Source organism: Amorphus orientalis (assembly GCF_030814015.1).
Taxonomy (GTDB): Bacteria; Pseudomonadota; Alphaproteobacteria; order Rhizobiales; family Amorphaceae; genus Amorphus; species Amorphus orientalis.
In genome coordinates, this window is record NZ_JAUSUL010000002.1 from 275,180 (window position 1) to 298,590 (window position 23,411).

The 23,411-nt window shown below is 67.9% G+C and carries 26 protein-coding genes; 7 read left to right on the plus strand and 19 right to left on the minus strand.

The annotated features are described in order from the left end of the window. Positions 1-2: 2 nt before the first annotated feature. From J2S73_RS09105 to J2S73_RS09155, 11 genes are all read right to left on the minus strand, one after another. A complete protein-coding gene (locus tag J2S73_RS09105; RefSeq protein WP_306885203.1) occupies positions 3-836 on the minus strand; it encodes an aspartate dehydrogenase in 834 nt (277 codons plus the stop codon). After that, the gene (locus tag J2S73_RS09110; protein WP_306885205.1) at positions 833-2,488 is read right to left on the minus strand and encodes a thiamine pyrophosphate-binding protein; all 1,656 of its coding nucleotides are present in this window, start codon (positions 2,486-2,488) and stop codon (positions 833-835) included. Before J2S73_RS09110 ends, J2S73_RS09105 begins: the two co-directional genes overlap by 4 nt. A gap of 19 nt (positions 2,489-2,507) precedes the next feature. Continuing rightward, on the minus strand, positions 2,508-3,299 hold the full coding sequence (locus J2S73_RS09115) for an SDR family oxidoreductase (RefSeq protein ID WP_306885206.1): 792 nt from the start codon (positions 3,297-3,299) through the stop codon (positions 2,508-2,510). A 2-nt stretch (positions 3,300-3,301) separates the two neighbouring features. Beyond that, positions 3,302-4,216, minus strand: coding sequence for a VOC family protein (locus tag J2S73_RS09120; RefSeq protein ID WP_306885207.1), 915 nt, complete (start codon positions 4,214-4,216; stop codon positions 3,302-3,304). Next, the gene (locus tag J2S73_RS09125) at positions 4,209-5,075 is read right to left on the minus strand and encodes an alpha/beta fold hydrolase (protein WP_306885208.1); all 867 of its coding nucleotides are present in this window, start codon (positions 5,073-5,075) and stop codon (positions 4,209-4,211) included. Before J2S73_RS09125 ends, J2S73_RS09120 begins: the two co-directional genes overlap by 8 nt. 245 nt (positions 5,076-5,320) lie before the next feature. Next, on the minus strand, positions 5,321-6,121 hold the full coding sequence (locus J2S73_RS09130) for an ABC transporter permease (protein ID WP_306885209.1): 801 nt from the start codon (positions 6,119-6,121) through the stop codon (positions 5,321-5,323). Positions 6,122-6,192: 71 nt separating this feature from the next. Next, positions 6,193-7,185, minus strand: coding sequence for an ABC transporter substrate-binding protein (locus tag J2S73_RS09135; RefSeq protein WP_306885210.1), 993 nt, complete (start codon positions 7,183-7,185; stop codon positions 6,193-6,195). A 32-nt stretch (positions 7,186-7,217) separates the two neighbouring features. Beyond that, complete coding sequence (locus J2S73_RS09140) at positions 7,218-7,997, minus strand: ABC transporter ATP-binding protein (RefSeq protein ID WP_306885211.1); 780 nt, start codon at positions 7,995-7,997, stop codon at positions 7,218-7,220. Between the two features lie 47 nt (positions 7,998-8,044). Beyond that, entirely contained in the window at positions 8,045-8,662 is a 618-nt protein-coding gene (locus tag J2S73_RS09145; protein ID WP_306885212.1) for a pentapeptide repeat-containing protein, read from the minus strand. Between the two features lie 16 nt (positions 8,663-8,678). Beyond that, positions 8,679-9,728 carry a Rieske 2Fe-2S domain-containing protein gene (locus J2S73_RS09150; protein ID WP_306885213.1) on the minus strand — a complete coding sequence of 350 codons (1,050 nt, stop codon included), beginning with the start codon at positions 9,726-9,728 and terminating at the stop codon, positions 8,679-8,681. Positions 9,729-9,759: 31 nt separating this feature from the next. Further along, on the minus strand, positions 9,760-10,020 hold the full coding sequence (locus J2S73_RS09155; protein WP_306885214.1) for a recombinase-like helix-turn-helix domain-containing protein: 261 nt from the start codon (positions 10,018-10,020) through the stop codon (positions 9,760-9,762). 136 nt (positions 10,021-10,156) lie between these two features. Here J2S73_RS09155 and J2S73_RS09160 point away from each other — a divergent pair, with 136 nt between their 5' ends. Together J2S73_RS09160 and J2S73_RS09165 are read left to right on the plus strand one after the other, a co-directional pair. Further along, on the plus strand, positions 10,157-10,480 hold the full coding sequence (locus J2S73_RS09160) for a hypothetical protein (RefSeq protein WP_306885215.1): 324 nt from the start codon (positions 10,157-10,159) through the stop codon (positions 10,478-10,480). After that, complete coding sequence (locus tag J2S73_RS09165; RefSeq protein ID WP_306885216.1) at positions 10,453-10,869, plus strand: RidA family protein; 417 nt, start codon at positions 10,453-10,455, stop codon at positions 10,867-10,869. Before J2S73_RS09160 ends, J2S73_RS09165 begins: the two co-directional genes overlap by 28 nt. A 45-nt stretch (positions 10,870-10,914) precedes the next feature. On the opposite strand, the gene J2S73_RS09170 is transcribed toward J2S73_RS09165, so the two are convergent. From J2S73_RS09170 to J2S73_RS09185, 4 genes are read right to left on the minus strand one after another with little or no spacing between them, the layout of a single operon-like run. After that, positions 10,915-11,889 carry a branched-chain amino acid ABC transporter permease gene (locus tag J2S73_RS09170; protein WP_306885217.1) on the minus strand — a complete coding sequence of 325 codons (975 nt, stop codon included), beginning with the start codon at positions 11,887-11,889 and terminating at the stop codon, positions 10,915-10,917. Beyond that, positions 11,889-12,797, minus strand: a complete 909-nt coding sequence (locus J2S73_RS09175; protein ID WP_306885218.1) for a branched-chain amino acid ABC transporter permease — start codon at positions 12,795-12,797, stop codon at positions 11,889-11,891. Before J2S73_RS09175 ends, J2S73_RS09170 begins: the two co-directional genes overlap by 1 nt. Continuing rightward, entirely contained in the window at positions 12,794-13,543 is a 750-nt protein-coding gene (locus tag J2S73_RS09180; protein WP_306885219.1) for an ABC transporter ATP-binding protein, read from the minus strand. Before J2S73_RS09180 ends, J2S73_RS09175 begins: the two co-directional genes overlap by 4 nt. After that, a complete protein-coding gene (locus J2S73_RS09185) occupies positions 13,540-14,343 on the minus strand; it encodes an ABC transporter ATP-binding protein (protein WP_306885220.1) in 804 nt (267 codons plus the stop codon). The genes J2S73_RS09180 and J2S73_RS09185 overlap by 4 nt, the downstream gene beginning before the upstream one ends. A 237-nt stretch (positions 14,344-14,580) precedes the next feature. Between J2S73_RS09185 and J2S73_RS09190 the strand changes: the two genes are divergently transcribed. The 5 genes from J2S73_RS09190 to J2S73_RS09210 are packed head-to-tail and all read left to right on the plus strand — an operon-like array spanning position 14,581 to position 18,469. Next, positions 14,581-15,342 (plus strand): GntR family transcriptional regulator, encoded by a 762-nt coding sequence (locus J2S73_RS09190; protein WP_306885221.1) that lies wholly within the window; start codon positions 14,581-14,583, stop codon positions 15,340-15,342. Beyond that, entirely contained in the window at positions 15,335-15,694 is a 360-nt protein-coding gene (locus J2S73_RS09195; protein WP_306885222.1) for a TIGR04076 family protein, read from the plus strand. The genes J2S73_RS09190 and J2S73_RS09195 overlap by 8 nt, the downstream gene beginning before the upstream one ends. Positions 15,695-15,699: 5 nt before the next feature. Next, the gene (locus tag J2S73_RS09200) at positions 15,700-16,749 is read left to right on the plus strand and encodes an aldo/keto reductase (protein WP_306885223.1); all 1,050 of its coding nucleotides are present in this window, start codon (positions 15,700-15,702) and stop codon (positions 16,747-16,749) included. Beyond that, the gene (locus J2S73_RS09205; protein ID WP_306885224.1) at positions 16,746-17,171 is read left to right on the plus strand and encodes a hypothetical protein; all 426 of its coding nucleotides are present in this window, start codon (positions 16,746-16,748) and stop codon (positions 17,169-17,171) included. Before J2S73_RS09200 ends, J2S73_RS09205 begins: the two co-directional genes overlap by 4 nt. A gap of 35 nt (positions 17,172-17,206) precedes the next feature. Then, complete coding sequence (locus J2S73_RS09210) at positions 17,207-18,469, plus strand: ABC transporter substrate-binding protein (RefSeq protein WP_370874411.1); 1,263 nt, start codon at positions 17,207-17,209, stop codon at positions 18,467-18,469. Between the two features lie 73 nt (positions 18,470-18,542). On the opposite strand, the gene J2S73_RS09215 is transcribed toward J2S73_RS09210, so the two are convergent. The 4 genes from J2S73_RS09215 to J2S73_RS09230 form a co-directional block, all read right to left on the minus strand. Then, positions 18,543-19,709, minus strand: coding sequence for a CaiB/BaiF CoA transferase family protein (locus J2S73_RS09215; RefSeq protein WP_306885225.1), 1,167 nt, complete (start codon positions 19,707-19,709; stop codon positions 18,543-18,545). A gap of 31 nt (positions 19,710-19,740) precedes the next feature. Continuing rightward, on the minus strand, positions 19,741-20,874 hold the full coding sequence (locus J2S73_RS09220; protein ID WP_306885226.1) for an acyl-CoA dehydrogenase family protein: 1,134 nt from the start codon (positions 20,872-20,874) through the stop codon (positions 19,741-19,743). Between the two features lie 218 nt (positions 20,875-21,092). Beyond that, on the minus strand, positions 21,093-22,304 hold the full coding sequence (locus J2S73_RS09225; protein WP_306885227.1) for a chorismate-binding protein: 1,212 nt from the start codon (positions 22,302-22,304) through the stop codon (positions 21,093-21,095). Between the two features lie 134 nt (positions 22,305-22,438). Further along, positions 22,439-23,347 carry a LysR family transcriptional regulator gene (locus tag J2S73_RS09230; RefSeq protein ID WP_306885228.1) on the minus strand — a complete coding sequence of 303 codons (909 nt, stop codon included), beginning with the start codon at positions 23,345-23,347 and terminating at the stop codon, positions 22,439-22,441. Between the last annotated feature and the right edge of the window lie 64 nt (positions 23,348-23,411).

Sequence of the window (23,411 nt, forward strand, 5' to 3'; positions counted from 1 at the left end):
CCTCAGATTGCGATCGGCACGAGGCGGTTCATCACCTCGCGGGCGACGCTGTAGGCGGTCGACATCGAGGTCTTCGGATTGTCCGGCGATGCCTTGCCCGTGAGCTGGATGGTGAAGTTCACACTCTGGGAGCGGACTTCGTACTCGTGGACGTTGGCCGAAATTCCCGGATCGGCGATCAGGCGCACCTCGGTCCGCTCGAAGCCGGGGCCGGCCAGCGCCAGGGTGGCAGCCACGTTGGCGTTCTTCGGATAGTCGGTCGCCGCCTGGCGGGCATTGCCCTCGAAGAACACCGTTTCGGAGGTGATCGCGTCCAGATCGAGCAGCTTTTCGGCCGGCGTGCCCTTCCAGGCGGCCGGAGGCTTGCGGCCCGAATAGACGAGTGTCTCGATCCCCGCGATCCGGGCTGCGGCAAGCGCGTCCACACCGCCGATCGCGCCGGGCACCAGAACCGTCCGCGTGCGGCCGAGGGCTGCGGCATCCTCGATCCGCGCGGCCGTGTCGGCGTCGGCAAACGCGCCGACCGACACCACCACGGTCTCGCAGCCCGCTTTCAGGATCTCCGGCACCGTTTCGCGCACCACGTCGTGGGTGGCGCACTCCACGGCCAGATCCGGGCGGGCGGCGAGGAAGGCATCCGCTGTCTCGTGGATCGTCACCTCTTCGGCGATCACTTCGGCGGCGGTCCTGAGCCGGGCGTCGGCCCGCTCGCTCGCGCCGGGGCGGGCGAGGATGGCGACCTGCTCGAAGCGCGCGCGGCCGTCCCTGGCGAGAATGTCCAGGAGCGTGGCCGCGATATTGCCGTAGCCGAGGATGCCCAGGCGCCGCATGCTCATGCTCCCTTGCCGGCGGCTCCGGCCGGCGGTCCGGCGAAGGCTTCCGCGAACGGTCCGATGGCGACCATGTCGACCTCGAGGACGATGGGTCCCTCGGTCTTCAGGGCGGCATCGAAGGCGTCGGCGAAGTCGTCGATCCGGTCGACGCGCGCATAGGGCATGTCGACGGCATCGCACAGCTTCTGGAAGTTCGGGGTCTTCAGCGCCGAATAGTGGCGGCGGCCGTCATACTGGGCATCCTGGATGTTCTGGATGACGCCGTAGGCGGTGTCGTTCATCAGCACGTAGACGAGGTTGGCGTTCTCTTCCACCGCGGTGATGAGTTCCGAAATCCCGAGCATGGCCCCGCCATCGCCGACGAGGGTGACCGCCTTGGCATCCGGAGAGCCGAGCGCGGCGCCGATGCCCATGGCGATCCCCTGGCCGATGCCGCCGCCGGCGGCGTGGACGCCGAGATTGGGCGCGGCCACGGTCACGTAGCGGTTGCCGAAGGTGGAATTGGAGATGGTGACGTCGCGCACCCACGGATGCCTGCCGGCGGGGACCCGGGCGAGCAGGTGATCGGCCAGCATCTGGTACGGGCCGAGCCGGGTGCGCAGCGCCCCTTCGGACCGGGCACGCGCGGTCGCGATGTCGTGGGCGAACGAGGGATCGGTCGAGAGTTTCGCCGGCAGCCGGTCGAGCAGTCCGCCGAGGGCGCTGGCGGCATCGGCGTGGATGAACTGATCGACCGGATAGTTGCGGCCGCAGCGGCTGGCGTCGGCGTCGATCTGGATGAGCTGGCCGGGCAGGGGCAGCTTGTTGTTGCGGGTCTCGTTGCCGCGCAGGCGCGACCCAACCACGATCATCAGGTCGCAGCCTGCGAAGATGTCGGCGGCTTCCGGCGTCATGTTGAAGGCACCGAGGCTCGCCGCGTTGTCTTCCGGCACCACGCCGCGCCCCATGGTGCTGGTGACCGCACCGAAGCCGCGGGCGACCAGCTCGGTGGCCTCCTTCGAGGCGCCGCGCGCGCCGCCGCCCAGCCAGATCATCGGGCGTTTGGCGGTGCGCACGCGCTCGGCGAGCTCGTCGAGCGCGGCATCGGACGCCACCGGGCGCACGGCCACCGGGGGCTGCAGGCGCGGCGAGGCGACCGGCGCCATGCGCTGCACGTCGACCGGGATCTCCAGGCTGACCGGACCCGTCGGCGCGCTGATCGCCGCGGAGCAGGCCGCGCTCAGCGTTCCGGGTGCACCGGCCGCGTCCCAGATGCGGAAATAGGCCTTGGAAATGCCCTTCAGCATCTCCGGCTGCTTCGGCACGTCGTGGATCGCGGCGCGGTCCCGGTCGGCGAAGGCGAGGTCGACCTGGGTGGTGATGTGCAGGATCGGCGTTCCGGCGGTGAGCGCTTCCGCCTGTCCCCCGGCGGCATTGCCGGCCGCCGTGCCGGTCGAGGTCAGCACGACGCCGATCTGACCGGTGACCCGGGCGTAGGCGTCGGCCATGTTCATGGCGCCGGCCTCGCCGCGTGCAGGCACGAAGCGGATCAGGCCCTGGGCGGCGATGCCGTCCAGGATCGGCATGTTGTGAATGGAGATGACGCCGAACACTGTCGTCACGCCGAGGTCTGCCAGACCGCGCGCGATCTGATCGCCGACGGTTTTCAGCTCCACGGAATGGGGTTCGGTTGCTTCAAGCGAAGCGGGAGACGCCGCCAGAGATCTCAAGTTGGGCTCCTGTGATGTAGGAGGCAGCCGGCGAGGCGAGGAAGACCAGCGCGCGCGCTGCTTCCTCGGCCTGGCCGAGGCGGCCGAGCGGGATGTTCTTCTTGGTTGCGAGGTCGGCGAACCAGGCCTCGCGCGTCTGGGACCGGTCCTCGCGGGCTTCGAACCGGCGCTGCCACTGGTTGGAATCGACTAGGCCGAGCAGGATCGAATTGACCCGGATGGCCGGGGCAAGCTCCACCGACAGCGATTTCAGCAGGTTCTGAACACCGGCCCGCGCCGACGAGGTGCAGACCATGTGCGGTTCGGGCTGGTAGGCCAGCAGCGAGTTCACCGCGACGATGGCGCCGATCCCGCTGGCTTCCAGCGCGTCCTGGAAGGCGCGAACCGGATTGATCTGGCTGAAGAACTTCAGCTCCAGTTCCTGGCGCCAGTCGTCGTCGCTCGTCGAGGCGAAGGTCGACACGCGCCCCTGGCCGGCATTGTTGATGAGGATGTCGACGCCGCCGAAGCGGGCGAGCACGCGCTCGGCGAATGCGCCGAAGGCCTCGGCGTCCAGAACGGAGACGGCCTCCGCCATCACCCGGTCCGCGCCGTATTCCTCTTCGAGTGCGCCATGCACCGCGGCAAGCCGCTCGGCGCCGCGCGCGCACAGGGCGACGTTCGCGCCTTCCTCAAGAAGCTGCCGCACGGCCGCCAGCCCGATGCCGGAGCTGCCGCCGGTGACGACCGCGGTTCTTCCTTTGAGCCCGAGATCCATCGTCAGGCCTGCTTCAGCTCGGGAAAGCCGGGATCGGGACGGCCCATCATCACCGCGCGCTGGGCCGGGGTCGGCGGGCCTGCGGTCATCCAGCGGTCCATGGCTTCCGGATCCGTGCGCGGCCAGACCTTGGCCTCGTGGGTCGCCTCGTCGATCTGCTGCAGCTCCGAGGTGAACTCGATCACGAAGCCCGACGGCGAGACGAAATAGGCGAAGGGGTTGTTGCCCGGGCCGTGCCGGCCGGGACCCCAGCTCGGCACCTGACCCTTCTGCTTCATGCGACCGATGCCGCGCATGAAGGAGTCCAGGTTCGGCATCTCGAAGGCCACGTGGTTGACGCTGGCATAGGGGGCGCGCACCAGCGCGATGGAGTGGTGGTCGCTGGAGCAGCGCAGGAACACCATCTGGTCGGCCGAATAGTCGGACACCCGAAAGCCGAGGGTCTCGCAGTACCAGTCGCGCACGCCTTCCATGTCCGGCGTGTTCAGCACCACGTGGGAGACCTTGCGGGGCAGGGCGAAGGTGTCCTCCGACGCCTTCATCGTCAGCTCAGTGGTGAAGCGCAGGCGGCGGAAATCCGGGTCCAGGATCTCGAAGCCGTAGCCGCCGATCGGATCGTCGAACGGGGCAGGGGCACCCAGCACGGTCGCGCCCCGGTCGATGCACTGGTGATAGAACGCGTCCATCGCCGCCCGGTCGGGCATGCCGAAATGGATGTACTCGATGCCGAAGGTGTCGGCGTCCTTGAGGCCGTAGAGGAACGGCTCGGGCCCGGTTCCCGCCATGTAGGCGACGCCGTCGCCCTTCTCGGCCAGGGAGAGGCCCCAGGAATCCACGTAGAAATCGACCGTGGAGGTCATGGCTGGCGCGCGCATCATGATGCCGCGCAGATGTCCGGCTCGCAGAGGTTCAGTCATTGCGTCCTCCATTGAATTCGGATGCGGCCGCGACCGCCTGGTTCACCCGCCCGGCAAAGGCCGCGGGCTTTTCCAGATAGAAGGCGTGTCCGGCGTCGGGGATGCGGTGGTAGTCGGGCTCGGGCCCGCCGGCCGACCGGCGCGCGGCGATCGCATCCAGGGTCTGGGCTTCCGGTGTCACCACGTCGCCCTCGGCCCACAGGAAGGTGGTGGGCGCGGTGACCCGGCCGAGGCTCTCATTCAGCCTGCCGGAAGCCAGCATCCGCACCGCCTGTCCGTAGCCCGGCATCTGAACCGCCGCCATTCCGCGTTCCACCGCGTTGACGGCGTCGGGATGGGTGTCGGGCTCGAAGACCAGGCGCGGCGCGCGGGTGCGGGCGAACTCCGGCCCGCCGAGCTCGGTCAAAGCGTCGATGCGGGCCTGAACCTTTTCCGGAAGGGCGTTACCGGGCGTGACCCCGTAGCCCGACGCGCAGGCGGCAAGCGTCAGGCTCGCCAGCCGGCCGGGATGCCGGACCGCAAAACGGGCCGCCATCAGGGTGCCGAGCGAATGGCCGAGCAGGTGGATCTGATCAAAGTCGACCGCGTCGAGAAAGGCGGCCAGCGCATCGGCGTAGTCGTCCTCGACGGGCCACGCGTTCGCAAGCGGGACCGAGCCTCCGTAGCCCGGCGCGTTCCACATCACCACGTCGAACTCGGGTGACAGGTGGGTCAGCAGCGGCAGAAACGACTCCGCCCGGGAGCCGATCCCGTGCAAGAGCACGAGGCGCGGGCCCGGTCCGATCCGGCGCAGAGCGTCGATGCCGGCCGCGCTGAAGCGCTCGACACCGTCATCCGTTTCTGCCGTGTGTTCGGTCATGGCCAAACCGGGGTGCTCCGGAGTTGCGATTTGTTCTTATATGAACGAATCGTTCAAAATTAGATTTAGTCTCGCCTCCCGATCCTGTCAACGCGGCCGACAGGGCTCTGGCGAAGCAACGAGACGCTTAACTCAGGTTCATCCCCCCGCTCGGACCGGGTTTTCCGACCCGCGGGGACATAGGCGGACATATCTGTCCGGCCCCGTTTCTGACCGGTCAGGTGCGCTCACCTGACCGGACGGGTTTAGTGGTCCTCACGGTCCAGGTAGTGGAGCACCCGCTTCTCGAAACCGGCGACGGCGAAGTAGAGGACGATACCGATCAGGGTCAGAAGACCGATGGCGTTGAACACCATGGCCGTGTTGGCCTGGCCTTCGCCGTAGGTGATCAGGAAGCCGAGCCCGGTGTTGCCGCCGACCAGCTCGCCGACCGTCACGCCGATCACGGCGAGGGTGGCGCCGATCCGGAGACCCGCGAACAGCGACGGCATGGACGAGGGGAACTCGATCTTCCGGAAGATGGTCAGCCGCGACATGTTGTAGACGCGGGCGAGGTTGATCAGGTCGCGGTCCACCGTCTTCATCGACTGCAGCACGTTGACCAGGATCGGAAAGAACACGATCAGCACGGTCACCAGCAGCTTCGGCAGCACGTTGTAGCCGAACCACATAATGAACAGCGGCGCAAACGCCACCTTCGGCGCGATCTGCAGCGCCAGGATGTAGGGCGACAGCACGCGCTCCCAGAGCTTGGACAGGCCGAGCAGGTAGCCGAACGCCGCGCCGAGCGCGCTGCCCATCAGGAAGCCCACGATCGAGGTCACCAGCGTCGACATGAAATGCCGGCCGAGCTCCTCGTAGCGCACCATCCGGAAGAACTCGAAGAAGCAGTCCGTGAACGTCGGGATGATGTATTTCGGCACGTCCAGCAGCGGCGGCAGGATCTGCCACGCCGCCACGAACACGATGCCGACGGCGATGATGATGCCGAGCTCCGGCATCGCGTTGGTCCATTGCGGCATGGCTTGCCGCAGGGGCCTGAACATATCGGATCTCCTGCCCGGTTCCGCGCCCCCGAAGGAGGGGGCGCGGTGCGGCTCGATGGAGGCGCGGTCGGTCACTGCACGAACTCGTTGGTGTAGAGCTCGTCGATCGGGGTTTCGGAGTTGATGATGCCGGCTTCCAGGTAGAAGTCCTGCACGGCCTTGATCCGCTCCGGATCGAACTTGCCGAGATCGTCCATGTTCTCGGTGGCGTAGACCAGATCGCCGTAGCGGGTCATCACCTCGGTCAGGAAGGCTTCCTTGCCGTTGAACTGCGGGATCTCCGCGGCCAGCAGCTTGGCCGAGCCTTCCGGATCGTTCATCACGTCGCGCAGGCCCTTCAGGGTCGCCTGGACGAACCCGCCGACGATTTCCGGCTTCTCCGAGATCGTATCGTCGGACGCCAGGATGGCCTGGGCCATCGCCGGGAACAGGTCGTTGATCGGCAGCACCGTCAGATCGACGCCGGCGCCCTCGATGGAGGCGGCCCAGTCCGGGGTGCCGGAGATGGCGTCGAGGTCGCCGGAGATCATCAGCTGGACCATGCCGGCCGGTCCGACCGCCTGGATGTTCACGTCGTTCTTGGACAGTCCGGCGGCTTCGAGCGCGGCCAGGAGGTTGTAGTAGGTGGTGTCCTGGAACGCCATGACGCCGATCTTCTTGCCCTTCAGACCGGCCACGTCGCTGGCTCCGGATTCGGAGCGGATGACGAGCTGGGTCAGCGCCTTGCCGCCGAGCACCGCGACGCCCTTCACCGGCAGGCCGTTCGCCCGCACGATGATCGGCGTGTCGCCGATGCCGCCGCCGAGATCGGCGTTGCCGACCGCCACCTGCTTGGCCACGTCCGCGCCGCCCTTGCCGACCCGGAAGTCGACGTTGAGGCCGGCCTCGTCGTAGTAGCCCTTCGCCTTGGCCACCTGGAACGGCGTGAAGGCCGGCAGGAAGTCGGGGGCCGGGAACAGGTAGACCACGTCCTCTGCGGCGGCCGCAGCGCCGGTCATCGTCGCCGCGACGGCTGCGACGGCGAGCGCCCTGCCGAGCGAGCGGCGAATGGTGTGAAACGTCATGGAGAAGCTCCTTCCTCTGGTGCCGCTTGGGATCACGCGGCTTGGTCTTCCAAGTGCAGGGTGTCGAACAGGCGTTTGACGTAGGTGCGGGTGCCCGGCTCCATCGAACGCGCCATCGGGTCGTCGCGATGGGGCAGTTCGATCGGGAAGTCGTCCACGACGGTTCCGGGCCGGCCGGACAGCACCACCACGCGGTCGGACATGATCACCGCTTCCTGCAGATCGTGGGTGATCAGCAGGCAGGTGACGCCGGTCTCCGCGATGGTCTTGGAAAAGCTCTTCTGCAGGACGACCTTGGTCTGGGCATCCAGCGCCGAGAACGGTTCGTCGAGCAGCACGATCTCCGGATCGATCGCCAGCGTCCGGGCAAGGGCCGCGCGCTGGCGCATGCCGCCGGAGAGCTGATGCGGATAGTGGAAGGCGAACTCCGACAGGCGGACGCGCTCCAGCTCCGCCAGCGCCCGGTCGCGGCGCTCCTTGCGCGACATCCGCTTCTCTTCCAGGCCGAACTCGACATTGTTGACGATGTTGCGCCAGGGCAGGAGCAGATCCTTCTGCAGCATGAAGCCGACGTCAGAGCGGGTCGAACGGACCCGTTCGCCGCTGATCAGCACCTCGCCCGAGGTCGGCCCGTAGAGGCCGGAGACCATGTTCAGGATGGTGCTCTTGCCGCAGCCGGACGGCCCGACGACGGAGACCAGCTCGCCGGGCTTCACGGAAAAGGACATGCCGGTGACGGCCGTGATGTCCTGGCCGGTCTTTCGGTCCGAGAAGACCTTCGTGATGTCTTTCAGGTCGAGGCTCGATGTCATCGCTTCCGTCGCATCCAGTGGCAGGGATCGGTGGTCGGCGTTCGGCGTCAGCTCCAGACGTAACCGTAGCTGTGGATCTGGCTGGTCAGGCCGACGCTGCCGGCGGCCGGGCCGTCGGCGACACGGGTCCCGCGGACCCATGTCCGGCCATGAACCTCCATGCCGCCGGCATTGAGCCGCGACAGGAAGCGGGCGTTGTTGCACCAGAAGCCGCCCATGATCTCCGAGCCTTCCAGTGAGGCCGGGCCGGCGATGCTGGTCGCGTCCATGGACAGGTTCGACAACACCTGAAGCGCGTCCAGAAAGGCCGCCTGTTCGAACGTGGCCCGGTCCAGCACGAACGTGCCGCGGAATTCGGCGCGCGAGAAACTCGCATCGCGCCCAATGGTCGCTCCGTCGAAGCGCGCATCGTGCCAGAACTCGGCTTCGGTCATGTCGACGCCGCCCTCGAAACGGCACTCCCGAAACCAGGCCAGCCCGGTGAACCGGGCGCCGCGCGCCGTCACCGGCTTGCGGAACACCGTGCGGGAGAAGTCGACGCTGGTCACATCCATCGCCGACAGGTCGAGAGGGTCGTCGATCACGCGCCCGGACAGATCCTCGGCCACGCCCGGCTTGAAGGGCGTTGCGAGACGGTCCCGGATGCTGTCGGCTTCGGCAAGCATCGTGACCGCCGCCGCCTCAGGCCGTCTTCTGCTCGGCGGCGGCTTCCTGGGCCTTCAGGTGCGCCTTGGCCTTGCGGACCATCATCTGCCGCAGCCGGGAAACGCCGATGTCGTGCTGGTAGAGCATCTCGCGCTTGCGGGCGTCTTCCGGGATGGATTCCAGCATCTCGCGATCCTGCTCCAGAACCGACCAGTGGCGGTCTTCCAGGAAGGCGCGATAAAGGAACCGCCAGGATTCCGCCTCGACGCCCTGGACCTGACGGCAGCGCCAGAAGAAGGAGTGGTGGGTGTGCTCGTCGATCGCGGCGGTGAAGCCGATGATCCGGAAGGGGCCGCCCGGGCCGGCGCCGTTCGGATAGGGGATGTCGAGCCGGAAGTAGATCATGCCCGGCTCCACTACGACTTCGGTCCAGTCGAGGTTCACGCCGCGCTGGCCGGCGCGTTCGATCACGAACCCAGTGTCGGTCCGCTCCAGCCGCATCGTGTCCTGCTTCGTGCCGTAGGCGAGCGTGAAGCTGTCGGTGTGCAGATAGCTGGCGTGCATCGGATCCGCAGCGTTATCCAGCGACAGCCGGTAGCTGCAGTTCCAGCGCGTCATGCAGGGGAAGGCTTCCCACTCGTCGCTGACGAACTCGACCGGCGGGTTGAACTCGGGCGCCTCGGGCTGGTCCGCGCTGGGCAGGTAGATGAAGACGCCGTCGGCAGCCTCGGCCGTTGCGTAGGAGGTCAGCGGCCGGCGGCCCTCCAGGGCGCAGTCCGGCATGGCCGGAACGCGCGCGACGGTGCCGGTGCCGTCAATGGCCACACCGTGATAGCGGCAGGCCACGTTTCCCTCCTGAACGACGCCGAGGGACAGCTTGGCACCACGGTGGGGACAGAAGTCCTCGACACAATGCACCTTGCCGTCGCCGTCGCGCCAGAGAACGAGGTTCTCGCCGGCGATCTTGGTGCCGAACGGCTTGCCGCCCTTCACCTGAACCGACTTTGCGACCGGAACCCACAGCCCGCGAAGGCCGGAGTTGATGTAGTCGTCGACAGTATCGCGCCCGGAAGTGTTGGCGGTCATGGCTCTCGTTCCCCAGTTCGTCAGGTGGTCGTCAGGCGCCGATGCCGTTCTCGGCGTAGGCCGCGTCGTGGGAGGCGTTGATGGCTTTCAGCTCTGCCTCGAACGTCTCGAGCGTCCACGCGGTGGTCTCGCCCGACGGCTTCTTGGTGCCCTTCTCGTTCAACTCAGCGACAACGGCGGAAAAATCGTGGACACCACGACCGTAAATGTCTTCGAGGTCGGCGGCGAGTGCCGTTTCCGCCTCCGTCAGCGGGCGTCCGCGGGACTGGTATCTGAGGGCTGGATCTTGCATCGCTGGCTCCGGAATATGTTCATAAATGAACGATCCGTTCATAATTTGCTATACTGACTCAAGATTGATAAGCAGGCAAGGCCTTTTGCTGGGCAACTCTACCCGTCGGCTGACGATACAGTGTGAGGTCTTTGCCATGAGCGAGCAGATCATGCTCACCGTCTTTCTCAAGCACGATCAGTCCCAGAATCTGGAAGAGATTCAAGGCCACCTGGCCGAGCAGGAATGGTGGACCGGCTTCCCGCCGGAGGGTGCGGAAATCCTGTCCTGGAACGTCGTGATGGGGATCGGACAGATCGTCACGCTCAGGATGCCGCCGGAAGTGCTTCCCAAGGTCAACGTCGAGCTGGAGCGGCGCGCCTGGGGCGTGTTTTCCACCGAGTTCTTCCCGACCTACGACTTTCTTCCCGTCCGCGAGCGGCTGACCCGGGAATGGAAAGACAAGACGGGGAAGGCGTGATGGGGTCCGGCTTCCGTTACGTCACCGCGCCGGACGTCCCGGCGCCGCCGCCTGGCGTCTTTTCCAATGCGGTGGTCGCCGACAACATCGTCTATGTCTCCGGCATGCATGCCGGCGGTCCCGACGGCATCGTCGGGGGTGGCTCCATGCTGGAACAGACCCGCGAGGCGCTGCGGCGCACCGTGGCGCTGGTGAAGGCGGCAGGTGGATCGGCCGACCGGATCGTCAAGCTGACGGTCTACGTCACCGACATGAGCCTGCGCGCCGAGGTCAGCACGGCCCGCAAGGAGGTCTTCACCGGCCACCTGCCGGCCTCGACCTTTCTCCAGGTCTCCGGCTTCATCCAGGACGGGCTTCTGGTCGAAGTCGACGCCGTCGCGCATCTCTAGAGACCTGAAGAGCCGGCGCCCGGGATGGCAGCGGGGGCAGGGGGGTCAGCGGGATCCGGCGTTGCGGACGGTGCCGAGGGCGTGGCGTGAGACCGTCTTGATCTCTCGCAGGATGCCTTGCGGCCGCCACATCAGGATCACGCAGAGCGCGACGCCGATCAGCACGATCTGAAGCGAGGCGGCGCGCGCCTGGGAGCCGGACGGGAAGAGCTGCTCGATGACGGCGGCCGATGCTGCCCAGACGCCCCACACCAGGACCGCGCCGAGAATGGCGCCCCGGTTGTTGCCGCTGCCGCCGACGATCAGCATCGCCCAGACCTGGAAGGTCAGCATCGGCAGGTAGTTCTCCGGGGCGATGAAGCCGATGAAATGGGCCTGGACCGCGCCGCCGAGCCCCATGATGGCGCCTCCGATCGCGAACGCCTGGATCCGGAGCCGCATCGGGTTCTTGCCCAGCGCCTGGGCGGCGACCTCGTCCTCGCGCACGGCGCGCAGCACGCGTCCCCACGGGCTGCGCACGAGCCGCTCCAGGAACAGGTAGACGGCCAGCACCGCGAGAATCACGACGCCCAGATTGGCGAAGCTGAACGCGATCGCGTCGCCCTGGAGGCTCTCGAAGGGTTTCGGGACGAAGCCGATGCCGAACGGGCCGCCGGTCAGGCCCTCCAGGTTGAGCATGGCGAGCTGCACGAGGACCGCGACGCCGAAGGTCGTGATCGCCAGATAGTCGGCACGGAGCCGGATGGTGAGCCAGCCGATGAAGAGCGCCAGCAGCCCGCTGGCGACCAGTGCACCGGCCCAGCCGACGAGGATCGGCAGATCGAAGCCGCCCACCCGGTCCGGCGTCGGCGGCGTGGTCAGGATGGCCGAGGCGTAGGCGCCGACCGCCACGAAGGCCGCGATGCCCACGTTGAACAGGCCGGTCTGGCCCCACTGCAGGTTCAGGCCCAGGCAGATCACCGCGTAGGTGAGGGCCATTGTGAGGAAGAAGGCCGCGTAGGCGAAGGTCTCGATGCCCATTAGGCCCTCCCGAAGATGCCGGTCGGCCGCACGATCAGGATCGCCGTCAGGATGACGAAGGCTGCACCCGCGCGCCATTCCGCGCCGACCAGCTGAACCGCGAGCGCTTCGCCGATGCCCACGATCAGGCCGCCGATGATCGCGCCGGGCACGCTGCCGATGCCGCCCAGGATCGTTGCCGCGAACAGCGGAAGCAGCAGGTCGAAGCCCATATAGGGACGGATCTGGACCAGGATGCCGGAAATCACGCCGGCCGCGCAGGCAAGCGCCGCCCCCATGATCCAGACCAGCCGGATCACCTGGTCGACGTCGACGCCGACGAGGCTCGCGAGCGACGGGTTCTCGCTGACGGCGCGCATGGCGCGTCCCTGGGGCGTGCGGGTGAGCAGCAGGTGGATGCCGAACACGAGCGCTGCGGTCAGTCCGATCGCGAACAGCTGGTCCGGGGTGGCGCGCACGCCGCCGCCGAGCGGCATCGCGATCTGCAGCTCCCGGGTGAAGTAGGCCGGCTGGGCGGTGTAGATGAACTCAAGCGCGCTCCTCAGCGCCATGGAGGCGCCGAAGCTCGCCATCACGATGATGATCATCACGGCGCCCTGGTTCCTGAGCCGCTTGAACAGGAGCCAGTCGAGGGCCAGCGCCAGCGCGCCGGTCAGCCCCATCGCCAGCACGAAGGCGATGATCAGCCCCCAGCCGAACGAGAACGGCCCGATCGGATCCATCGAGGCGCCGACCGCCCCGCCGATCAGCGCGCTGACGGTCAGCGCCAGATAGGCGCCCCAGGCGATCAGCTCGCCGTGGGCGAAGTTCGGGAAGCGCAGGATGGAGTAGGTGAGGGTGACGCCGATCGCGCCGAGCCCGATCATGGACCCGGCCACGAGCCCGTTCATCAGGATCTGAAGCGTCACGACGAGACCTCCTGTTCCGATCCGGAGCCGAGAAACAGCTCGCCCATGTTGGGATGTGCGGCGAGCTCTTCCGCCGCCATGTCCGCGCGCAGCTTTCCGTCCACGAGCACGATCGCCCGCGACACGATCTTCAGCGCCGCGCGCACGTTCTGTTCGACCAGCACGATGGTGACGCCGGTCTCGTTGATCGCCTTGAGGGTCTGGAACACGTCGCCGACGAGTTTCGGGGAGAGGCCGGCGGACGGCTCGTCCAGCACCAGCACCGACGGCGACACCAGCAGCGCCCGGGCGGTCGCCAGCATCTGCCGCTGTCCGCCCGACAGGCTGCCGGCCGGCCGGTTCGGCCGTGCGGCGAGATCGGAAAACTGGGCGAACATGGCGTCGATCCGCGCCTCCCGCTCGCCCGCGGGCAGGATCTGGGCGGCGAGCTGCAGGTTCTCTCGGATGGTCAGCCGGGCGAAGATGTTCTCCGTCTGGGGCACGAACGCCATGCCGCGCCGGATGATCTGGTTCGGCTTCAGTCCGGCGATCTGCTGGCCGACGAGCTCCACGTCCCCGCCGAAGACGGGAACCGTGCCGGCGATCGCCTTGACGAAGGTGGACTTGCCCGCCCCGTTGGGTCCGAGGATCGCGACCATCTCGCCCTCGGCGATCTGGAAGTCCACGCCCTTGACGATCGGCAGGTCGCGCTCGTAGCCGGCGACGAGGCCGCGGGTGACGAGGGGCGGCGGGGCGGGCTGGCTCATGCCTCCACCTCGCCGAGATAGACGCCGACCACTTCCTCGTTGGCTGCGATTTCGGCGGGGGTGCCCTCGACCAGCATCTGGCCGGCCGCCATCACCACCACCCGGCCGCACAGCCGTTCCACCATTTCCATGTTGTGCTCGATCAGCAGGATCGACACGCCCGTCCGGTTGATCTCGATGATCCGGTCGCAGATCAGGTCGAGCAGCGCCGGATTGACGCCGGCTGCCGGCTCGTCGAGCAGCAGCACCGCCGGATCGGCGATCAGGACGCGGGCCAGTTCCAGCAGCTTGCGCTGTCCGCCGGACAGCTTGCGGGCCGGTTCGTCGGCCAGCCGCGTCAGCGACACGAATTCGAGGATCTCCCGGGCGCGCTCGACGGACGCGCGCTCCTCCTTCGCCACCCGGAACGGCCGGAACACGTTCGACAGCACCCGCTCGCCGCTCTGGTGCTGGACGGCGGTGAGCACGTTCTCCAGCACCGTCATCTCCGAGAAGGGACGGGGGATCTGGAAGGTGCGGCCGAGGCCGGAGGCGAGCCGGCGCTGCGGCGCATCCGCCGTCACGTCGCGCTCCTTCAGCCGGATGCTGCCGGCATCGGGCTTCAGGCTTCCAGCCAGAAGGTTGAAGACGGTGGTCTTGCCGGCCCCGTTGGGCCCGATCAGTCCCGCCATTTCGCCCGGGGCGAGCGCGAGCGACATGCCGTCCACCACGCGCATGCCGCCGAAGCTCTTGGCGAGGCCGGTCGCCTCCAGCACGGGGCGCTCTGCGGAACGGGAGGTCTGCTGCTCGGCGGCCGACATGGGATGCGGCTTTCTCCTCCGCGCCCGCGGGCGCTCGATGCAGGTGGATCTCTTGGGCCGTCGGGGCGGTTCGCCGCCGCGCGCCACTCGTGTGATCAGCCAGCCGGATCAGCTATCCGATTTTTGTGATCACATATTTACATGATCACAGATCGGGCATAGTGTAAAGTGCCTATCGATTGATCGCCGGCAGTCGCCGCCGCGGCGCTCGGGGGCAGGGAGAGAAGAGGAACAAGGATGGCGCACGCGCCGATCGCCTCGAAAGAACCCGTCGGAACGGCCCCCTCGGTCGTGCCAGGCGGGCTGTCCGCGCTCGCCCCGGTCGCCCGGCAGACGGTCCAGGACCAGGTCTACGGCGAGCTCCGCGAAAACCTGATCCACGGCATGTTCGATGCCGGCGAGGTCCTGAAGATCCGCGATCTCGCCGAGCGGCTGTCTGTCTCCACGATGCCGGTCCGCGAGGCGCTGGGGCGGCTGGTCTCCGAGCATGCGGTGGAGCCGATGGCGAACCGCTCGGTGCGCGTTCCGCTCATCACCCGCGAACGGCTCGACGATCTCGCCCGCGTCCGCCGTCTGATCGAGGGCGAACTCACCGCGCTTGCCGTGCCGCTCCTGTCGCCGGCCGACATCGACGAGCTGAAACGCCTGACGGACGCCTATGACGCGCTGGCCGGCGGCCTGATCCGCGCGGCCCGAGAGGTGAGCCGGCTCAACCACGCCTTCCATTTCACCATCTACCGGGCGGCCGGATCTCCGGTCCTGATCCCGGTGGTGGAGAGCCTCTGGATGCAGTCCGGCCCCTATGTGCGCGCGGCGGCCGCCGTCTATGACGGCAGCGACGGCGCCGGGGCGACCAACTATCACCGCCGGCTCATCGAGGCGATCGATGCGCGCGATGCCGATGCGGCCCGCGCCGCCCTTTCGGCCGATATCGGCCGCGCGTTCGATCTCCTGCGCGGTAGGGTCGGGGACGCGGAAGGGAGTGCGGCCGATGACTGACGACAGCTTCGAGCTCTACGACCTCAAGGTCGAGGTGATCGCGCCGGAAGGGGCGAAGATCTACTGCGGCGCCAACCCCGGCGACTATTTCGAGCTGCGCGGCGAGATGCTGCATCTGCCGCCCGGCCAGGGCTTCTCCATCTACTCCCTGGCGGCAGTCCTGCCGCTTCTGGCCGCCAAGCAGCGGCCCACAGACGCGGCCGACTGGATGTCCACCGACGCCGACGTCGCCTGTCCGGACCCGAATTGTCCGACCCGGATGCGCATCACCCGCACCGGCAAGCGCCGTTTCCGGCACGCCGATACCACCGCCGTGCCGCTTTCCTCCGATTCCGATACGTCAGGCCAGTAAGTCTCATGAACCGCGTTGCGCTCGCCCCCGACTACGACATCTCCGAGGTCATCCGCGGCGGCTGGCAGCTCGCCGGCGGCCACGGCCAGATCCAGCGGGACCGTGCCGTTGCAGATCTCGTGGAATGCGCCGACGCCGGCATCACGACGTTCGACTGCGCCGACATCTACACCGGCGTCGAGGAGATCATGGGCGCGTTCCGCCAGCGCTACCGCGAGTTGCGTGGCGAGGAAGCGCTGGCGCGGATCCGGGTCCACACCAAATTCGTGCCGGATCTCGCCGTTCTGCCCACGATCTCCCGATCCTATGTCGAGGGCGTGATCGATCGCTCCCTCAAGCGACTGAGGACCGAGCGGATCGATCTCGTCCAGTTTCACTGGTGGGACTACGAGATCCCGGGCTGTCTCGACACGGCTCATTGGCTCGCTGAGCAGCAGAAGGCCGGCAAGATTGCGCTTCTGGGCGGGACCAATTTCGACACCGATCACGTGGTGGAGCTGGCCGACAACGGCTACCCGCTGAAGACCATGCAGGTGCAGTATTCGCTGCTGGACGCCCGTCCGGCGCGCAGGATGGAAGCTGCCGCCGCTGCGCGGGACATCCAATTCCTCTGCTACGGCACCGTCGCGGGCGGTTTCCTGTCGGACCGCTGGCTCGGGATGCCGGAGCCGGGCGAGCCGCTCGAGAACCGCTCGCTCACCAAATACAAGCTGATCATCGACGATTTCGGCGGCTGGGACCGGTTCCAGGATCTCCTGAAGGCCCTGCGCGGCATCGCCGATGCCCACGACAGCGACATCGCGACGGTCGCGAGCCGCGCCGTCCTCGACCGCCCGCAGGTCGCCGCCCTGATCGTCGGCGCGCGCAACCGGGCCCATCTCGATGCCAACCTCGCCATCTCCCGGATCACGCTGAGCGACGACGATCGGGCAGCGATCGCGGCGGTCGTGCCGGAGGGCTGCGGCCCGGAGGGCGATGTCTACTCCGTGGAGCGCGACCGCGACGGGCGGCACGGCGCCATCATGAAGTACAACCTCAACGAGGCGACCGCATGAGCCTGGGCGATCTCGCCGCCTGCGCCGGACGCGAGGTCGAGGCGCGCCACGACTTCTTCGTGGACTGGTTCGCCGGCCGGGCCGGCGAGGCCGACCTGATGCGGTCCCGCACCGCCTTCGATCCGGGCTTCGTCCGCATCGCGCCCGACGGCACCGTTCAGGACCTGGACGCCGTCTTTTCCATGCTGGCTGCCCGCCGCGGCTCTGTCCCGGCCGGAGCCCTGCAGATCGAGACCGAAATCGAGACGGCAGTCGCGCTGCCGGGCGATGCGGTCCAGCTTCTCTATATCGAGCGCCAGCGCACGCCCGACGGGCCCACTGCGCGCCGCTCTTCCGCTCTGTTCGTCGCCGACCCGACCGCACCGGAGGGTGTGGTCTGGCGGTGGCTGCACGAGACTTGGGTCGACCAAGCACAGGCCTGATCCGATCGGGCCGATCATAAACCAGGGGAACTGACATGATGCATTTCAGGAAATGGGCTCCGGCGGCGCTCCTGTCCGCCGGTTGCGTTGCCTTCGCGGCACCTGCATTCGCGTGCGAGACCACCGTCGGCGTGGTCATGAGCCTCACCGGGCCTGCGGGCCAGTACGGCCAGGCCGGCGCGAAATCTGTGGAAATGGCGTTCCGCGACATCAACGAGGCGGGCGGCGCCAACGGCTGCACGCTGGTCACCGATGCCCGTGACGCCCAGAGCCAGGGCAACGTGGCCGTCGATCAGGCCCGCCAGCTGGTCAACATCAAGGACGTGCCGGTCCTCATCGGCGGCATCATCTCGTCGGTGTCGATTCCGATCCTGACGTCCGTGACCGCGCCTGCGGAAGTGGTCCAGGTCTCGCCGGCCTCGTCCTCGCCGACGCTCACCAAGCTCGCACAGGAAGGCAAGACCAACGGCTACTTCTTCCGCACCATCACGTCGGATGCCCTGCAGGGCACGGCGGCGGCCAAGTACGCCATCGATCAGGGCCTGACCAACCTCGCCATCATCCACGTCAACAACGACTTCGGCGTGAACATGGTCCGCGAGTTCCAGACCGCCTTCGAGGCGCTGGGCGGAACGATCACCTCCGTCACGCCCTACAACGAAAAGCAGGCCAACTACAGCGCCGAGGCGACCAGCGCGCTGAACGGCGATCCCGAGGCTCTCTATCTGGTCTCCTATCCGGTCGACGGCGCCACCATCGCCCGCGCCTGGATCTCCCAGGGCGGTCCGCAGAAGTTCCTGCTCAATGACGGCATGAACTCCAAGGAGTTCATCGAGAGCGTCGGCGCGAAGTTCCTGAACGAGGCCTACGGCACCTCTTCGGGCACCACCGAGACCCCGTCCACCGAGTACTTCTACGCCAACTACGAGGAGTTCTCCGGTGGCATCGAGCCGAGCGCTCCGGCCGCAGACCGCTCCTATGACGCCGGCGCCATCGTCGGCCTCGCCATCGCCAAGGCCGGCTCGACCGAGCCGTCTGCCATCCGCGACGCCATCCACGAGGTCGTCGCCGAGGGCGGCGAGGTGATCTATGCCGGTCCGGAAGAGTTCAAGAAGGCTCTGGCGGCGATCAAGGACGGCAAGGCCATCAAGTACGAGGGCGTCATCGGTCCGGTGACCTTCGACCAGTACGGCGACATCACCGGTCCGTTCCGCCTGTGGCGGATCGAGGACGGCGAAGTCGTCACCACCGGCCAGATGACGGCCGCAGAGGTCACCAAGATCAAGGCCGATCTCTGATCGGTCCGGCCTCACCAGCCTGACTGGACGTTCGGGACGGCGTGGAGCGATCCGCGCCGTCCTTTTTTGTCTCTCACTCCGACGACGCCGGACCCTTGAGAGCGCCGTCGGCGATCAGGCTGCGGACGCGATCCGCATCGATGCCCCAGCCGGCGAGCGCCTGATCCGGATCGCGGTCGGGGGGCGAGGGCGGCCGCGGCGGCGCGGCCGGCGTGCCCGAGAAGCGCGGGGCAGGGGCCGGCTGCGGTACACCCTCGACTTCGATGAAGGTGCCGCGGGCCCGGTTGTGGGGATGGTCCATCGCTTCGTCCCAGTCGAGGATCGGGCTGACACAGGCGTCCAGTCCCTCGAAAATGGTTGCCCATTCGTCGCGTGTGCGGCTGGCAATGATCTCTTCCAGACGTGCCCGGAAGCCGGGCCACAGGCTCCGGTCGTCCTGCGGCTGGAAGTCGGCCGGGTCGAGCCCCAGCGTGGTCAGGAGCGTCGCCAGGAACTGCGGCTCGATCGCCCCGATCGCCAGGTGGCGTCCGTCGGCGCAGGCATAGACGCCGTAATAGAACGCGCCGCCGTCCAGCATGTTCTCCGCCCGTCCGCCGGGCCACCAGCCGCCTGCGCGCATGCCGTGGATCATCGCGGACAATGCGGCCGCCCCGTCGACCATGGCGGCGTCGACCACCTGGCCGCGGCCGCTCGTGCGGGCGCTCAGGATTGCGCAGACCATGCCGAACGCGAGCAACATGCCGCCTCCGCCGAAATCGCCGATCAGGTTCAACGGAACCACCGGCTTTTCCGGTGTCCCGAGCCCGTTCAGGATGCCGGTCAGGGCGATGTAGTTGATGTCGTGGCCGGCGCGCGGCGCCAGCGGGCCGTCCTGTCCCCAGCCGGTCATCCGTCCGAACACGAGGGCGGGGTTGCGCTCCAGGCAAATGTCCGGCCCGAGACCGAGCCGCTCCATCACGCCGGGGCGGAAGCCTTCCATCATGCCGTCCGCCTGCGACACGAGGTCCAGCAGACAGGCGCGTCCGGCGTCGGATTTCAGATCGAGCCCAATGGACAGGCGGTTGCGGGCCAGCACGTCGGAGGCGGAGTTCAGGTTGCCGACGGTGCCGCGCGCCTTCACCGGATGGATGCGCAGGACCTCCGCGCCCATGTCGGCAAGCATCATCGCAGCGAACGGGGCGGGGCCGATCCCGACCAGTTCGACGATACGCACGCCTGCCAGCGGTCCGCTTCCGGTCACCGAGTTTCTCCCCCTGCCGCCGGACTCCTGATCAGGCTGCCAACGCGCGGCCGATGACCATGCGCTGGATGTCGCTGGTTCCCTCGTAGATCTGGCAGACGCGGACGTCGCGATAGATCCGTTCGACGGGGAAGTCGGCCGTATAGCCGTAGCCGCCGAAGGTCTGGATCGCGTCGGAGCACACCCGTTCGGCCATCTCCGAGGCGAACAGCTTGGCCATCGACGCCTCCTTGAGCGAGGGCTGGCCGGCGTCGCGCAGGCTGGCGGCGTGCAGCACCAGCTGACGCGCCGCCTCGATCTGCGTCGCCATGTCGGCAAGGCGGAAGGCGACGGCCTGATGGCCGACGAGCTTGCTGCCCATGCTGTCGCGCTCCTTCGCGTAGGCAAGCGCGGCCTCCATCGCCGCGCGCGCCATGCCCACCGACTGGGCGGCGATGCCGATCCGCCCGCCCTCCAGGTTGGACAGCGCGATGCGGTAGCCCTGGCCTTCCTCGCCGAGCAGGTTCTCCGCCGGCACCTCCAGGTCCTCGAACGCGATCTGGGCCGTGTCCGACAGGGTCTGGCCCAGCTTGCGCTCGATGGAGGCGACCCGGTAGCCGGGACTGTCGGTCGGCACGATGAAGGCGGAGATGCCCTTCTTGCCGGCCTCCGGATCGGTCACGGCGAAGACGATGGCCACGTCCGCGGTCTGTCCCGACGTGATGAACTGCTTCACCCCGTTGAGGACCCAGCCGGAATTGGTGCGGCGGGCGCGGGTCTTCAGGTTGGAGGCGTCGGAGCCGGCGTGGGGCTCGGTGAGACAGAAGGCGCCGAGGGTCTCGCCGCGGGCCATCGGCCTCAAAAAGCGCTCCTTCTGCTCGTCGCTGCCGTAGCGCAGGATCGGCACGCAGCCGACGGAGTTGTGGACGCTCATGATGGTGGAGACGGCGCCGTTGCCGGCGGCGATCTCCTCCAGCGCCAGCGCATAGGCGACGTGGTCGGTCATCGACCCGTCCCACTCCTCCGGAACCAGCATCCCCATCAGCCCGAGGCTTCCCATCTCGGCGATCTCGGCCTTCGGGAAGGTGTGGTCACGGTCCCATTCAGCCGATTTCGGCTCCAGACGTTCCGCGGCAAAGCGGCGCGCCATGTCGCGGATCATCTCCTGGGTCTCGGTCAGAAGCACCGGCGGTCTCCTCTCCTGCGCGGTCGTCGCAGCAAGGCCTCGGTGTCTCGTGGCGGCGCGGCCGTGGCCGCGGCCGCGGATCGCCTCGGCCGTCTTTTTCGGCGAGCCTATCCCGGCAGTCCGGCTTTGTCACAGCGCCATTTCGACTTGCCGGACGCGGGATCGGTGACAGTCTTGTCCTGCCGATCTCCGGGGAGGGAGCTTGCGTCGGCAGCGCGTCAGCCGGCGCGGGACAGCTGCGCCGGCCCGTCCGCCGGACCATCGATCACAGTGCCGACGGTCTTGGTCTTCTCCACCGTCTCCTGCCACTCCACGTCCGGCTTCGACTGGGCGACGATCCCGCCGCCGACATAGAGATAGGCGGTGCCGCCGATGATCTGGGCGGTGCGCAGGTTGACGAACAGGTCGGTGGCGCCGTCGAAGCCGACCGGGCCCAGGAAGCCGGTGTAGTAGCTCCGGTCGTAGCCCTCGTGGGCCGTCAGGAAGTCGAGCGCCGGCGCCTTCGGCAGGCCGAGCACGGCGGATGTCGGGTGCAGGCGGGTGAGGAGGTCGCCCAGGCGCGCGCCGTCCTCGCCTTTCACGTCGGCGGCGAAGTCGGAGCGCAGGTGGACCAGGTTGGCCGCCGCCACGGTCCGCGGCCCCGTCTCCTCGTGGTCCCGGAAGCCGGCCGCCTCCAGCGCGCGCCTTATATAGGCGGAGACCAGCGCCTGCTCCTCGATGATCTTGTCGGGCCAGCAGATGTCGGCGAGCGCGACGGCCTCCTGCGCCCACTGGGTGCCGGCGAGCGCGATGGTGGCGAGCCGGCCGTCGCGGACCGAGACCAGCGTCTCCGGCGTGCCCACCAGCCAGGCGCCTTCGCCAGGAATGCGCACCAGGCACACATACGCGGTCGGCAGCTTCGCCGCGAGCGCCTCGAACAGCGCGATCAGATCCTGTCCCTCCGGCAGCGGACGCGCCTCGCAGCGCGACGTCACCACCTTGCGGAACGCGCCGGCACCGATCGCCTCCACAGCCCGTTTGACCAGCTTCTCATAGGCCGCGCGGTCGGTCTGGACCGGCCGGACGCCGCTGTCGTCGGCATGGATCGGCGCGTCGGGGTCGCGGCTCTGCGCGGCGGAGTGGAGCGCGGCCTGCGCGTCCGTGTCCGGCCCGGCGGCATAGGTCGCTCCGGCGCGGAATGTGATCTCCCCGCCGCGCACCAGCACGTCCCCCTCGATCGCGTCGGCAAGGTTGGCATCCGCCGTGACGAACCGGTTGAGGGCGAAGAAGGGGCCGTCATTGCCGTCGCCGAAGATCTGCCTGCGGCCGATCGCGGAACAGCCGACGATGGACTCCGCGCCCGACGCGTTCGGCCGGCGCCAGACGGCGAACGGTCGGGACGTGTCTGCGGCGGCGCCGAGAAGCGCGCGGACGGTGCGCGAAAGGATCATGCTGGGCGCCTCCACTCAGGTTTTTTGACGGGCGATCGATGGCAGCAACCCGCCGGCCGGGCCACAGACAACTGTCGGGGATCCGATAGCGTCAGGCTATCGGGAAGGCCAACACTGCTGCAACGCGGCGCGGTTCAGCCCTGCGCCTTGTCCAGGCCGAGGTCGCGCGCGGCCTTCATCAGGCACTGGCGGATCGCATCGATCATCTGCGGCGAGCCGTGGTTGCGGTGATGATGGAGCAGGACCGGCAACCGCGGCGAGGCGGCCAGGGGCACCAGCTTCACGTCGTCGCCGCGCACGTCCGACGCCGTCAGCTCGTCGACGACCGCGATCCCGAACCCCTCCCGCAGAAGGTTGACCGCCGTCTCCGCGAAGCGTGTCTCGATGGCGATCCTCGGCTCCACGTTCAGCGACGCGAACATGTCCTTCACCATCTGCCCGTGCGGTGTGTTGGGATGAAAGAACACCAGGTCGACGTCGATCAGGTCGGTGATCTCGATGGCCGCTTTGGCCGACAGGGGATGGTCCGACGGCAGCAGGCAGATCAGGCCGATGTCGGCGATCTTCCGCGACACGATGAAACTGTCCTCGATCGGAAAGATCGTCACCGCGCAGTCGCCTTCCGACAGCCAGAGATACTCCTTGGTCTGCTTCAGCGAGAGCGTGTCCATCCGCATCTTCATGCCCGGCTGGGCATCGGCCAGGTGGCGCAGCGCCCGCGGCGCCAGGGTGTGGGAGACGCTCGGCGACACCCCGATCCGGAAGATCAGGTGCCGGCCGAGCGCGATTTCCTCCACGGTGGCGGAGAGCTGCTCCATGCTGATCATCGACGGCTGGATCGCCTCGAAGATCTGCTGGGCCACCCGCGTCGGTACCAGGCGGCTGCCGGTCCGGTCGAACAGCTCCACCTTGAGAATGTCCTCCAGCCTGCGGATCGTGTTGGTGACGGTCGGCTGGGCGACATTCAGCTGCTGGGCGGCGGCGCTGATCGAGCCGCACACCATCACGGCGCGGAACATTTCCAGCTGTCGGAAAGAGAGCATGGGGGCGGCTCTTGGCGAATCTCCTATTCCATGAAGCTATCGATCCGGCACCAAACCGCCAAGG